This window comes from Methylophaga thalassica, from assembly GCF_030159795.1.
GTDB lineage: Bacteria > Pseudomonadota > Gammaproteobacteria > Nitrosococcales > Methylophagaceae > Methylophaga > Methylophaga thalassica.
The window spans coordinates 1-12920 of sequence record NZ_BSND01000003.1; the positions used below are offsets into that span (position 1 = coordinate 1).

Sequence of the window (12920 nt, forward strand, 5' to 3'; positions counted from 1 at the left end):
ATAAGCATTTTGAATGAGTGAAGTGAAACTGAAGGGGCGCTTACAGGGATATAAGCAATAAAGTAGATCACCGACAGGCTTTTGGATAATAGAAAAGCTCATCCTAAATAATGGTGACCTTTTTTATTGTCTGTAATCTAGATATATGACCTACTTTGAACGAAGTCACTGCCAATCGCTCTGCATGGACGGCATACAGCATATCCTGGTAAATGTTAATGAAGTTAATACAAAGAAAGCGCTCATCAATAGACAAAGTTCTTTGATCATTACAAATGTTGGTTCGCTTGAGAATTTCTGCTGGATGTTTATCAACGGGGGTATATAGAAAGTTAGTGATAATAGTTGTTACTTGGGTATTGGCGATAGCCTGAATTCTTCACTTAGGTTAACCAGCCTGTCACTAATTTGAAGTAAAATATGAGCTTTAAAATATTAGAATTTCGCAAGGCGATTAATGTACAAAACACTTATTTACCTTTTTATCGCCTGCTTAGTGACGGCCTGTTTAGATGACACTCAAGAGCTTGAGCTCAATAATAATTTACCACTTCCACGTACAATAGATGTTGATTACGCTTCTGAGATAAAACCGATTATTGAAGAAAAATGTGTTGCTTGTCACGGCTGCTTTGATGCGCCATGCCAGTTAAAAATGGAATCTACAGAGGGATTCCTGCGTGGTGCCACCAAATTAAATGCTTATGATGGGACAAGGAAGGAGCCTATTACACCGACACGCTTATTTATAGATGCTCATTCGCAAGAAGAATGGCAAGAAGCAGGTTTTCATTCGATTATTACCGGGCATGATGCACAAGCTAGCTTGTTATATAGAATGTTAGCTCTGGGAAAAACTCATCAATTTAAAGACAATAGTAAGTTACCGGATGATCTTGATATTAGTATTCGCCGAGATAACCAATGTCCAACCGTCGATACGATTACTGAATATGAAGAGAAACATCCTCTAACAGGGATGCCATTTGCCGTCTCCGGACTTACAGATGAGGAATTTTCGACAATCAGTGGTTGGTTATATCAGGGCGCTAAAGTCAATATAAATGAGGTTAAGCTAAGCCAAAAAGAATTATCAGCAATAAAAAAATGGGAAACATACCTTAATCAAACATCTAATCCGCGTAGGCTAGTTTCCAGGTGGCTTTTTGAGCACCTTTTTCTAGCTCATCTGTACTTTGAGAACCAAGGTCAAAATACCCATTTCTTTGAACTTGTTAGATCCTATACACCGACAGGTAAGCCAATTTCAATTGTAAAAACCCGTCTTCCAAATTCTGATCCAGGACAGCCAATTTATTACAGATTAAGATTAGTAAAAGGGATTACTGTTCATAAACGTCACATAACATTTTTGTTTGATGAGAAGCTAAAAAAACATATAGAGCAACTCTTCTTCTCAGAGCCATGGCAAATAAATACTATGCCTGGTTATGATTATGAAGATAGAGCTAATCCCTTTTTAACGTATTCTGCTATACCGGCTGAAGCCAGATATCGGTTCTTGCTGGAACATGCCGAATATTTCACACGAACGTTTATTAGAGGCCCTGTTTGTCGCGGTCAAATCGCAACAGATGTGATCCGTGATCAGTTTTGGGTGATGTATCAGGATCCAGCCAATGATCTTTTCATCACTGATCCTAGCTATAGGAAAAAAGTAGAGCCACTTCTAGGTTTGCCTGGACAGGACGACAACCTGACAGAGGCAAAAGAGAATTGGGATAAATATAAAGATAAACGCAATGCTTATTTATCTTTAAGAGATCAACATTATCGAGATGCACCGATAAACTGGACTTTGACTAATGCTATCTGGGACGGCGATGGCAGTAATACTAATGCGTTTCTGACCGTGTTCAGGCACTTCGATAATGCCAGTGTTGTTAAAGGTATGGTGGGACAGGTTCCTCAAACGATTTGGTGGATGGATTTTCCATTATTTGAGCGAACATATTATGAGTTAGTGGTTAATTTTGATTTATTTGGCAATGTAGCTCATCAACTTCAAACGCGGTTATATTTTGATTTAATCCGTAATGGTGCCGAGCATAATTTTCTTCGATTATTACCTAAAGACAAGCGAAAGTCAGTGTTGGAGGATTGGTATCAAGGTATGGGCGTAGTCAAAACTTACTTCACCTATGCACCGCTTGATGTTGATAGTAGAACTGCTGAAAAATTCTCGTCTGAGGATACCAAAAATGAGCTGGCCAATCGATTATTAAAGCAATTTACTCAGGTTAACGCTGCTGCAAACGATGCGATTAATCGTTGTCAAAATCAGCAATGTTTCAGGAAGACACAGACTGACTGGGTACAACAAGCTGATTCACGGTTAAGTCGTATAACGGAAGCTACATTTAAGGAACAGTCAGGGCTACAGTTCTTGCCTGAGTTAACATTTATACGGGTGAAGCATGGTGATGAAAGAACAGTTTATTCCCTAATACGCAATCGTTATCACAGTAATGTGGCTTTTCTGTTTGGTGAGTCACTTCGCTATAAACCTGAAAAAGACAGTTTAACGGTTTATCCGGGAATTGCCGGAAGTTATCCTAACTTTATCTTTGATATTAATGCTGAGGAACTGGAACAGTTCGAGAAAGCCTTGATGAAAGCAACGTCTGAAGAAGAATTTGATACCCTAGTACTGAAGTGGGGTGTCCGCAGAACACATCCGCAGTTCTGGCAAGTTTTTCATGATTTCACTCAATGGCAACGTGAACAAAATCCGATTGATGCGGGGGTATTCGATGCAAACCGCTATGAGAATCTTTAAACCTGATTTTAGCTACGTTTTAAGTGCGTTTTTGAGAGACTGAACAATAAAATTTTTAACTGTGTTCTGCGCGTTAATCTTGGTCGGCTCAATATGTTCTCATCATCTTGTGCCGATAATTTGTTTAATGTTTCCAGTCCACCCAATGTCATCGCTCTGATTTCCCAGCCTAAGCGTCCCTTAATACCATTACCGAGTTCCAGGCCTTCATTCATCAGATCCATCGTTTGTTGAAATAAATGACGAAGCAGAGGTGCTAATTTCCGGCTATTTGCCAGGGTAATGTCATCCTCATTCAGTCCAGCCTCTGTAAGCATGTGTTGGGGGATATAAATGCGGTTGTTTTCCTGTTTGTCTTGCAGGATATCCTGATAAAAGTTAATCAATTGTAACGATGTGCAGATGGCGTCAGACTCTACTAACTGTTGTTGTGTTGGCTCACCATTTAAGTGTAGTAATAAACGACCTACAGGATTAGCAGAACGTTGACAGTAATGCAGAACTTCTTCCATTGTCTGATAGCGGTTTTTGACAACGTCCTGCATAAAAGCCGATAACAAATCATCAAATAAATAGATGGGTAACTGAAAGTGTGTGATCACATCATCAAGAGCAATAAAGATCGGGTCATCACCTGTGTATGAACCATCACTTATCTCAGTGAGATGCGAACGATAGTTTTGTAGCTTGGTTATTCGTTCTGCTTCGGTGAGCTGACCTTCATCAGCATAATCATCGGCAGTGCGAGCAAAGGCATAGATAACAGCAATCGGTTTTCTTAACCTTTTAGGAAGTAAAACTGAGGCGACAGGAAAGTTTTCGTAGTGCGACTTTGCAAGTTTTAAGCAGAAATCATAAGCAGCAGCCAGATTTTTATTCGTTGTCATAACGCAATAGTTAAATCCAGTTGAGGATTTCTTCAGGCTTATAAATCGTGGCTTTAGCCTGCCACGTTTCAGGTTGGTCAGTACTTTTTAAATAACCGTAATGAGCGATGAGCGTATCCATATTCACAATATTCCCAGCCTCGATATCGCGTTGGGCATCGCCGATGTATAAGCAGTTTTCTGGCTTTACGGCAGAGGCGTTACATGCAAATAACATCGGATCTGGATGAGGTTTGCTATTGGCCGTGGTATCTCCACTCACGATACAACTCGCTCGCTGACTCAGCTTTAATGCCTGCATTAAAGGATCGGTCAGAAATGCAGGTTTGTTAGTAATCACTCCCCATTTCAAGCCTGTTTTTTCTATTGTTTGTAGAACATTTTCCATGCCGTCAAAGAGTCTGGATTCCCGGTTGATGTGGTGACGATAGAGTTCAATAAATCGTGTTTGTATCGACGTATATTCAGGATCTTCAGCTGAGATCCCAAAAGCGAGTTTGATTAATCCCGGACTACCATCGCTGGCCACAGGGCGAATTGTTTCAAGAGCTAGCGGTGATTTATCGTAGTCAAGCAAAACCTGATTAAGTGCGTAAGCTAAGTCTGGTGCGGTATCAACAAGGGTGCCATCCAGATCAAAAAAAACAGCATCGTATTTTGCCATATCAGATTTTTTTGCAGTGGATGAGGTAGTTGACCTTGACGTCGTTTCCAAGACTAAATTGACGCGTCAAAGGATTGTAATTCATTCCTGTCACATCTTTGACTTTCAGTCCTGCTTGGCGACACCAGGCAGATAACTCAGCTGGACGAATAAAGCGTTTATAGTCATGGGTGCCTTTTGGTAGCATTTTCATAATATATTCAGCGCCAAGCACAGCCAGAAGATAGGCTTTGGGATGACGGTTTAATGTGGAAAAGAACACATCACCACCCGGTTTAACTAAACCTGCACAGGCACTGATGATGGATGCTGGATCCGGCACATGTTCTAACATTTCGAGGCAGGTAACGGCATCATATTGTTCTTTATTTTGCGCTGCCATTTCTTCTGCGGTGATATGTTGATAATTGATTGTCAAACCTTCTTCCAACGCATGAAGCTTGGCAATATTAAGTGGCATCTCTCCCATATCAATACCAGTGACATGGGCCCCACTTTTTGCCAGCGCTTCTGAAAGAATGCCTCCACCACAACCAACATCAATGACGTTGGCATCTTTTAATGATGTTCGCTCTGCGATATAAGCCAAGCGAATTGGATTAAGATCATGTAACGGTTTCGATTGACCTTCCAGATCCCACCAACTGGATGCTAAGGCATCAAATTTTGCTACTTCATTTAAGTCGACGTTTGCTTGTTTTTGGCTCATTGACCGAGTGATCCTATTTTTATTGCCCATTGCTGAGCATCTTGGATAATTTTTGATTCGTTTAATGTCGTTAGTTGACGGGAATTGAGTAGCTGTTTACCGGCGACCCAAACATCGGTGACTTTATCCCGACTGGCGGCATAGACCAACTGAGATACAACATCAAAAACAGGCTGTGTTTCGATATCCGATAACTTCACCGCAACGATATCAGCTTGTTTTCCCACTTCGAGTGATCCTATTTCCTGGTCTAGTCCTAATGATCTTGCCGCATTGATAGTCGCCATTTCTAGCGCATTATGAGCAGGCACCGCGGCAGCATCTTTGGCTACTGCTTTTGCGAGTAAAGCTGTTTGACGCATTTCTGCAAACATATCCAGATCATTATTTGAGGCAGCGCCATCGGTGCCAATCGTGACATTCACATTATTTTTTTGCAGTTCAGCAACGGGGCAAAAGCCACTGGCCAGTTTTAAATTAGACTCAGGACAATGAGCGATGTGAACACCCGCTTCGGCGCACCATGTGATTTCTTGGTCATTAAGTTGTGTCATATGCACACCGAGTAGTCGGGGCGAGAGCAGGCCGATTTGTTTCAAACGCTCAAGCGGCCTAACCCCAAACTCTGCAATGCTCTGTGATATTTCATCTGCTGTTTCGTGAATATGCATACTGATCGGCATATCCATTTCTTCAGCATTGGTAATGATTTGCTCCAGTGTTTTGTCTGCGACAGTGTATGGGGCATGCGGTGAATAAATCGTATTAATCCGTGGGTGATGACGATAGTGATCGTGTAATTGATGGCCTTTATGTAAATATTCTTCTACTGAGCTAGCCCAGTTTGTCGGAAACTCAATAACAACAATACCTAGACTGGCTCGAAGTCCTGATGTATCAACAACTCTGGCCGTGGCTTCCGGAAAAAAATACATATCGTTGAAATAGGTAGTGCCACCCCGAATCATCTCTGCAATGGCCAGTGCACTGCCCGTTTCCACAAACGGATCGCTAACAAAGGCTTTTTCTGCGGGCCAGATATGATCATTCAGCCAAGTCATTAAAGGTAAGTCATCAGCCAGTCCCCTAAACAGCGACATGGGGGTATGGGCATGGTTATTGATTAAACCAGGTATTAAACAATGCTCATTCAGATCATGTGTAGCATTTGCAGAGTAAAGCTGTTTTGCCTGTTGCTGTGGCAGAAGCGCTAAAATACGTGCATCCTTGATAATGATGGCGTGGTTTTCTAACACGGTCTGGTCTTCAGTGACGGGGACTAACCAGCGTGCGTTAATTATCAGATCGACATTTTCCATAGGGTTTGATTATACCGTTGAGCTGAATGAAAACCTATTCTAATCAATTATCATGACAAACCAATCACAACTAAAATTCATCAAGCATCACAGGAGCTTGTTTTGACCAAACTATTGCAGACTATTGAGCCAATTTTATGGCGTGATGAACGACTTCATTTATTGGACCAACGTGTTTTACCACATAAAGAAAATTGGTTGGAATTTCATGATTCCGATGCCGTCGCTGAAGCCATTAAAACGATGGTGGTCCGTGGTGCCCCAGCTATTGGTGTGACTGCTGCTTACGGTGTGGTGTTGGCAGCAAGAGAAGCTTGGTTTAGTGCTGGAGAAAACTGGCAGGAGGCAATCAATCCACCACTCAAAAGATTAGCTGCATCACGTCCTACCGCAGTGAATCTGTCGTGGGCGATTGATCGTATGAAGACAGCCTCTGCATCATTGTCTAAATATGAGTCACCAGAACCCGCCTTGTTAACATTTGCTCAGCAGATACATCAAGAAGACGTCAAAGCCAATAGAACCATGGGGCAATATGGTGCTGACTTGCTGGATAATGACAGTATTGTGCTGACACATTGTAATGCTGGTGCGCTTGCCACTGCTGGTTTTGGCACGGCCCTGGGCGTTATTCGGCAAGGTTTTATCGATGGAAAAATTGAGCATGTTTACGTGGATGAAACCCGTCCATGGTTGCAAGGTAGCAGACTGACAGCATGGGAGCTTATGCAGGAAGGGATTCCTATGACCTTACACGCCGATGTCGCCGCTGGTGCGTTGATGGCGAGTGGTCAATTAGACTGGGTCATTGTTGGCGCTGACAGAATTGCCTCAAATGGTGATACAGCCAATAAAATTGGTACTTACTCATTAGCCGTATTAGCAAAATATCATGGGGTGAAAGTGATGGTGGTGGCACCCACCACAACAATTGATTGGTCAATTGATAATGGGAGTCAAATTCCGATTGAACAACGCACGGGTTCAGAAGTCTCAGAAATAGATGGACGTGCTATTGCACCCGCAGAGGTTCATGTATCGAATCCGGCGTTTGATGTCACACCGGCAGAATTAATCGATGCCATTGTGACAGAGTCAGGCGTGGTAAGGTCGCCTTCAAAAGAAAATATGAAGCAACTAAAAAGTGAGGAGGAAAAATGACACAAACAGCATTAGTGACTGGAAGTAACCGGGGAATTGGTTTAGAACTCTGTCGTCAGCTTGCCGCAAAAGGCATGCATGTTATTGCAACCTGCCGCAAAGCCTCATCTGAATTAACGTCCCTGAATGTCGAAATTATTGAAGATGTGGAAGTCAGTGAGCCTAAAAGCTTAGCAAAACTGGCTGATTCATTAGGGAACAGAAAAATTGACTGGCTAATCAATAATGCGGGTATTGCCGGTGGCATTGGTCTTGGGCAAATTGATGATAATGCGATCGATGATTTTGTCAGAATGTATCGTGTTAATAGCCTTGGACCATTACTGACCACTCAGGCTTTATTAAATCATCTGGGACAGGGTAGTAAAGTTGGTATTATTACCAGCCGCATGGGCTCGATTGATGATAATGACTCGGGTGGTAGTTATGCGTATCGAATGTCGAAATCAGCGGTGAATGCCGCCGGGAAATCATTATCAATTGATCTCAAACCCAAAGGCATTGCTGTCGCCATCCTGCATCCAGGTTGGGTAAGAACGGATATGACCGGACATGGTGGATTGATTGATCCAGATGAATCAGCAGCAGGTCTCATCCAACGTATGGAAGAGTTAACACTCGAAACCAGTGGCACTTTCTGGCATACCAATGGTGAAAAATTACCTTGGTAATACAGCAACGTTAGATGTATTCGTATCCTGAATTAACTGTTGAGCAGCAGGCGACATTGCCGGTGTTACGTGCACCGGCATTAGCCTTGGATGCACAATTTCCTGATAGCACGCACCAGCTTTGGCAGTGTGATACCGCTGATGGCATGATGATCTTAAAAGTCTGTCACCAATCGCGAGTGCAAGACTCAACGTTTTGGTTGGGGATGAATCATCTGTTTCAACTCGACTTTCCACAGTCTTTAGCTCGTACCCAAATCATCAGTCAATTTCTACAACGAGAGGGCGGTTTTAGCGTACCCGATGTGGTGGCTGAACAGGCAGGGCAGTATGTATTGGTGCGTTACCTGGAAGGCATAGATCTGACGGCAGAAAAAGTCGATAACACTGTGGTGACACAGCTTGCTCATCACTGGGGCAAACTGCATCAACAAATATCATCTCAATGGGGTGGTCTCGATAACCCCGTATTCAATGCGAATGATTGGCCTGTACGACTGGAGAAGACGATTCAGTTTTTATCTGGCCGCAGTGATATCTCGATCCCTGCTGATACGTTAAAACTCAGCTATGAACAATGTCGAAGACTATCAGCTCAACAGTTTGTGCCGATCATGCCGGATTTTCGCTGGGACCAACTGCGCCAGTGTGAAAATCATCAATTAGCCGTGGTGGATTTGGATGCCTTTGTCAGAGCACCCCGTGAAGTTGAGTGGGTAATACTTGAATATCTGCTGAGCCCTCAGCAAGCGAAACATTTTGTCGAAGCCTATTCACAATATCAGCCCATCCCTGATCTTACGAACTGTCGCTTAAGCTACCGTTTACTTTTGTTTTTGATGAATATTCTTGGTGAAACCGATTTGCGAAACTGGCTTGAGCAGCCCATCTTATTTAAATAAATCACGCAGCTCTTGGATCGCAAGGCCATTTAGACTCTCCAGCTTTAAGGCGGCAACATCATAGTGTGGTAAGTGATAATTGGCTTTTGACGGAACAACAACAGTGCGGATACCGGCACCAATAGCGGCCGTCATACCGGTGACAGAATCTTCAAAAGCGATGGTGTGGTTGGCTTGGGCGTTAATGCGTTCCAGAGCCAGTTGGTAGATAGCAGGATGGGGTTTGCCTTGTTCCACGTGATCATCGGCGACATAACTATCGAATAATGCTGTGATATCTAGTCTTTCCAGTACCACAGGAACAAGACGGGCCGGAGCATTAGTCGCTAGACCAATTTTCAGCTTGTGTTGTTTGAGTTGTTCCAACAGGTAATGAACACCCGGCAGTGGCTGGCCTTGCGTGGCGGTTAATAAGGCAACTTCATCGATGACATCATTTTCGACCTGTTCCATCGCGTCCTGACTGAGTGACAGGCCTGCATGATGCAGCCAGAATTCGGTTGCTTCACGCGTAGTCATGCCCATGGTTTTAGCCGATAGCGCATCGGTGATTTCAATACCAAGTGCAGAAAATACACGTTTTTCAGCTTGTTTCCAGAAAGGTTCTGAGTCAATCAGCAGCCCATCCATATCAAAAATAACAGCTTGCATTTAGTGAGTCCGAGGTATCGGCTGTTTATGGTATAGCTTGATCCAGTTGGCAAAACCTATCATTGCCAGCACGGTGTAGATTGAGAATAACACCACGGTGGCATAGTAACCCGTTTGGAAATACAACACGACGGATGCCGCATCAATAATGATCCAATAAAACCAGTTTTGCAGCACTTTTCTGGCCATCAACCAGGTATTCATTACAGAAAAGATGGTAATGCTGGCATCAAGGTAGGGACGTTGTGAGGCTTCATTCTTGTCCAGATAATAAGCCAGCAGCAAGCTGATGATGGTGCCTGATACAATAAATAGTAAGTTGGCATTAAATGACCAGTTGTGAATTACCAGCTCATCATTATTTTGCTGATGTCGCCGCCACAAAACGAAGCCATATACCGCCATGCCCATATAATAAAAATTTAGCAAAGCTTGCATAGGCAGCTGACCTTCCCAAAATAACACGGTATAGATCAACGTACTGATAAACGCCATGGGCCAACACCATTGCGATTCCCGAGCCGCCAGAATGACATAAGCCATGCCCAGCAAGGCAGCAAATACCTCCCAGCCGGATAACGCCAGCAGGCCATTTATCATGGCATCTATCATGAGTCTTTTCGCCTAATCTTCAATGTGGTAACGATCGTTACCGATCATTTTCAGGACAAATACACTGTGTGGTAGTTGCTCAAAAACGGCTTCAATCTCGGTATCCATGGCATCCATCACATCACGGTATTCACCAAAGATTTGTGTGCTCAGATTATTCCGTGAAATATTCAGCTTTGGATTGTCTTCCAGCTTTTTAATAAATGCCAGAATAGGTTCAACAAATTGTTCGGTGAGTGGGTAGAGACTGATATCAACAGAAACGCGCATATATGATTCCTTAAAAAAATAAAAAGAGGGCTTAGATAAGCCCTCTAGTCTGATTAGTAGTCGTAGCTAAGCGTTAGACCAACAACTCTTGGATCACCATATTGAGTGTAGGTTTCTTCAGCATATGATTTTGATGGGTCGATACCAAAGTAAAAGCCACGAGTGTAGTAGTCTTTATCGAATAAGTTACGTCCCCATAAGGTGACTTTCCATTGATCCTTTTTGTATTCGACACTGGCATTGTATAGAACATAAGAGTGGGATTTTGCATTGTGGCTGTTTGAGTAGTAAAACTCGTCTTTACCTTCCATGTCCGCTTTAAAAGTCCAACCTGGAGCAAAGTAATACTCACCACCCAGATTAAATTGGTAGGCAGGTGCGTGAGCAATTCTTCGACCGCTTAGTTTAGTGCCTTCTTCTAATAACCTGGGATTTTCATAATCTTCAAGTTTTGCATCCAATAGCCCTAGAGAAGCAATCACACGATATTTTTCGTTAATGGACCAGTTTAACTCTGCTTCGAGACCAATGTTTCTAACTCTGTCAGCATTCACAAAATAATCAACAAAGTCGGTACCACTGCCCGATGTCTTTGGTACTCGAATCGAGCTTTTTATTTGGGCATCGCTTCTACGTGTATAGAAGGCTGTAATAGAAGTGATAAGGTCTCCATCAAGCCAAAAAGATTTTAAACCAGCTTCAAGGTTCCATAACGACTCAGTATCAAAAGAACGTAGATCATCGCTGATTCTAGGTTCGACGTTTATACCTCCAGCTTTGTAACCTCGAGATAAAGTCGTGAAGGCCATGTGATCCTCATTAAGATGATATTCAAGACCTAGCTTTCCACCAAACATCCAGTCGTTTGGATCATCTTTAAGTCCTGCAGAATCTTTATAGTCTGCATCCCAATACTCAGCGCGTAACCCGCTAATTAGTTTGAGATCTTCTGTCAGAGCGGTATCCAATTGACCATATACAGCGGTGTTTAGTGTTTTATAGGCATTTTTTGTGACAAATCCTGTTACAGCATCACTATTAATAGCATTTGAATAATAAGTACGATCCAAGTTCTGACGTTGTTCTGAAATATATAGTCCAACTGTCCAATCCGTCGTATCAGCAAAAACACGTCCATTCTCATTTGATAATGCACGGAATTCTAAAGCGGTGTTTTCACGTTTACGCTTATATTGATCGAAACCACTATAAGGACAGGTGAATGCATCGTTAGAGTCATCGGAGTCTACACAGGTGGCATCAACTGGAAATTGTGATTTATAAGACCAGTCATCATCGTAACTATATTCAAGATTGGATTTTGAATAACTGAGGCTGGATTGTAATTGAACTTTGTCATTAGCATGGTAATCTGCTTTTAAAGCAAAGGCATTAGTATTTTGAGCATCCTTACCTGGCTGGTCTGAAAAAGTGTTGCGACTGTTATCAAGTGTGAATGCATCGTAACCATTGTCAATATTGAGATGCAATACGTTAAGATCGATAGTCAGGTCATCAGTGGCAAGCCATTTTAGGTGGCCTCTGGCAGTGATTTCATCACGGTTTTGAGTATTATCTCTACCTAAAAAGTCGTTATCCATGTAGCCATCAGACTTATAGCTGTGAACAGAAAAACGACCAAGCAAAGTATTATCAATTAATGGACCACCAACAGCGATACCTTCAGCATGAGTATTATAAGTGGCTAAAGTTGATTCAAACTTCATAGCAAGATCATTTGTCGGTTCAGTACTTTTCAAGTTGATGGTGCCCGCCATTCCGTTTGCACCATAACGTGTGCCTTGAGGACCACGCAAAATCTCGACTGACTCAATATCAAATAGAGTTGCAGCACCACCACTTCGGCTAAAGTCGATGCCATCGATATACATACCTACCGAAGGGTTGAGTGGTGCTTGGAACTCACTTCGTTCACCAATACCGCGAATCTGAAAATACTGGCCTCGTGACGCACCGCTGGAGACATTGACATTAGGAGCGAGGTTAAGAACGTCCTCAATATGTTGAGCGCCACGAGATTCGATGGTGTCTTGATCGATCGTCGTTAAACTAATCGGGGTGTCATGCGCATCGTTAGGACGAAAGTCTGCACTGACGATCATCGATGGTAAGTCAGCTGGGGTGACTTCCGCCAAGGCCACTGGCGATGACATAGCCGTTGAAACAGCTATGGCAAGTGTTTTTACTTTCATGGTTATCCTTTTTTGAATCAAAAAGGACAGGGGAATAAATCGAGAGACACCAACGCGGTGT

The 12920-nt window shown here is 42.8% G+C and carries 12 protein-coding genes; 4 read left to right on the top strand and 8 right to left on the bottom strand.

The features are described from left to right. Nucleotides 1–457 precede the first annotated feature (457 nt). The gene (locus tag QQL60_RS00035) at nucleotides 458–2800 is read left to right on the top strand and encodes a fatty acid cis/trans isomerase (RefSeq protein ID WP_284722038.1); all 2343 of its coding nucleotides are present in this window, start codon (nucleotides 458–460) and stop codon (nucleotides 2798–2800) included. Between the two features lie 8 nt (nucleotides 2801–2808). Here the strand turns inward: QQL60_RS00035 and hpnC are convergent, their stop codons facing one another. From hpnC to QQL60_RS00055, 4 genes are read right to left on the bottom strand one after another with little or no spacing between them, the layout of a single operon-like run. After that, nucleotides 2809–3687 (bottom strand): squalene synthase HpnC, encoded by an 879-nt coding sequence (gene hpnC / locus QQL60_RS00040; protein WP_284722039.1) that lies wholly within the window; start codon nucleotides 3685–3687, stop codon nucleotides 2809–2811. A gap of 10 nt (nucleotides 3688–3697) precedes the next feature. Continuing rightward, entirely contained in the window at nucleotides 3698–4351 is a 654-nt protein-coding gene (locus QQL60_RS00045) for an HAD family hydrolase (RefSeq protein ID WP_284722040.1), read from the bottom strand. Nucleotide 4352: 1 nt separating this feature from the next. Beyond that, entirely contained in the window at nucleotides 4353–5060 is a 708-nt protein-coding gene (ubiG, locus tag QQL60_RS00050; protein ID WP_284722041.1) for a bifunctional 2-polyprenyl-6-hydroxyphenol methylase/3-demethylubiquinol 3-O-methyltransferase UbiG, read from the bottom strand. Next, the gene (locus tag QQL60_RS00055) at nucleotides 5057–6379 is read right to left on the bottom strand and encodes a TRZ/ATZ family hydrolase (protein ID WP_284722042.1); all 1323 of its coding nucleotides are present in this window, start codon (nucleotides 6377–6379) and stop codon (nucleotides 5057–5059) included. The genes ubiG and QQL60_RS00055 overlap by 4 nt, the downstream gene beginning before the upstream one ends. Before the next feature lie 102 nt (nucleotides 6380–6481). Between QQL60_RS00055 and mtnA the strand changes: the two genes are divergently transcribed. The 3 genes from mtnA to QQL60_RS00070 are packed head-to-tail and all read left to right on the top strand — an operon-like array spanning nucleotide 6482 to nucleotide 9113. Continuing rightward, complete coding sequence (gene mtnA, locus QQL60_RS00060) at nucleotides 6482–7540, top strand: S-methyl-5-thioribose-1-phosphate isomerase (RefSeq protein ID WP_284722043.1); 1059 nt, start codon at nucleotides 6482–6484, stop codon at nucleotides 7538–7540. Next, the gene (locus QQL60_RS00065; protein ID WP_273182743.1) at nucleotides 7537–8211 is read left to right on the top strand and encodes an SDR family oxidoreductase; all 675 of its coding nucleotides are present in this window, start codon (nucleotides 7537–7539) and stop codon (nucleotides 8209–8211) included. The genes mtnA and QQL60_RS00065 overlap by 4 nt, the downstream gene beginning before the upstream one ends. Nucleotides 8212–8225: 14 nt before the next feature. After that, entirely contained in the window at nucleotides 8226–9113 is an 888-nt protein-coding gene (locus tag QQL60_RS00070; RefSeq protein ID WP_007146059.1) for a hypothetical protein, read from the top strand. Here QQL60_RS00070 and QQL60_RS00075 read toward each other — a convergent pair. Genes QQL60_RS00075 through QQL60_RS00090 form a run of 4 tightly spaced genes read right to left on the bottom strand, consistent with a single transcriptional unit; the run spans nucleotide 9102 to nucleotide 12859 of the window. After that, nucleotides 9102–9764 (bottom strand): HAD family hydrolase, encoded by a 663-nt coding sequence (locus QQL60_RS00075; protein WP_007146058.1) that lies wholly within the window; start codon nucleotides 9762–9764, stop codon nucleotides 9102–9104. The two genes, QQL60_RS00070 and QQL60_RS00075, sit on opposite strands and share 12 nt — an antisense overlap. After that, nucleotides 9765–10376: a nicotinamide riboside transporter PnuC gene (gene pnuC / locus QQL60_RS00080; protein WP_007146057.1), complete on the bottom strand. Its 612-nt coding sequence runs from the start codon at nucleotides 10374–10376 to the stop codon at nucleotides 9765–9767. It abuts the gene before it with no gap. A gap of 12 nt (nucleotides 10377–10388) precedes the next feature. Then, complete coding sequence (locus QQL60_RS00085) at nucleotides 10389–10646, bottom strand: YkoF family thiamine/hydroxymethylpyrimidine-binding protein (protein WP_007146056.1); 258 nt, start codon at nucleotides 10644–10646, stop codon at nucleotides 10389–10391. A gap of 53 nt (nucleotides 10647–10699) precedes the next feature. After that, nucleotides 10700–12859, bottom strand: coding sequence for a TonB-dependent receptor (locus QQL60_RS00090; RefSeq protein WP_284722044.1), 2160 nt, complete (start codon nucleotides 12857–12859; stop codon nucleotides 10700–10702). Nucleotides 12860–12920: the final 61 nt, after the last annotated feature.

Bases quoted from the DNA above. Each gene is read 5' to 3' on its own strand.
- QQL60_RS00085 (WP_007146056.1), bottom strand. From the start codon at position 10,646: ATGCGCGTTTCTGTTGATATCAGTCTCTACCCACTCACCGAACAATTT.
- hpnC (WP_284722039.1), bottom strand. From the start codon at position 3,687: ATGACAACGAATAAAAATCTGGCTGCTGCTTATGATTTCTGCTTAAAA.
- QQL60_RS00090 (WP_284722044.1), bottom strand. From the start codon at position 12,859: ATGAAAGTAAAAACACTTGCCATAGCTGTTTCAACGGCTATGTCATCG.
- ubiG (WP_284722041.1), bottom strand. From the start codon at position 5,060: ATGAGCCAAAAACAAGCAAACGTCGACTTAAATGAAGTAGCAAAATTT.
- QQL60_RS00045 (WP_284722040.1), bottom strand. From the start codon at position 4,351: ATGGCAAAATACGATGCTGTTTTTTTTGATCTGGATGGCACCCTTGTT.
- QQL60_RS00035 (WP_284722038.1), top strand. From the start codon at position 458: ATGTACAAAACACTTATTTACCTTTTTATCGCCTGCTTAGTGACGGCC.
- pnuC (WP_007146057.1), bottom strand. From the start codon at position 10,376: ATGATAGATGCCATGATAAATGGCCTGCTGGCGTTATCCGGCTGGGAG.
- QQL60_RS00055 (WP_284722042.1), bottom strand. From the start codon at position 6,379: ATGGAAAATGTCGATCTGATAATTAACGCACGCTGGTTAGTCCCCGTC.
- QQL60_RS00075 (WP_007146058.1), bottom strand. From the start codon at position 9,764: ATGCAAGCTGTTATTTTTGATATGGATGGGCTGCTGATTGACTCAGAA.
- QQL60_RS00065 (WP_273182743.1), top strand. From the start codon at position 7,537: ATGACACAAACAGCATTAGTGACTGGAAGTAACCGGGGAATTGGTTTA.
- QQL60_RS00070 (WP_007146059.1), top strand. From the start codon at position 8,226: ATGTATTCGTATCCTGAATTAACTGTTGAGCAGCAGGCGACATTGCCG.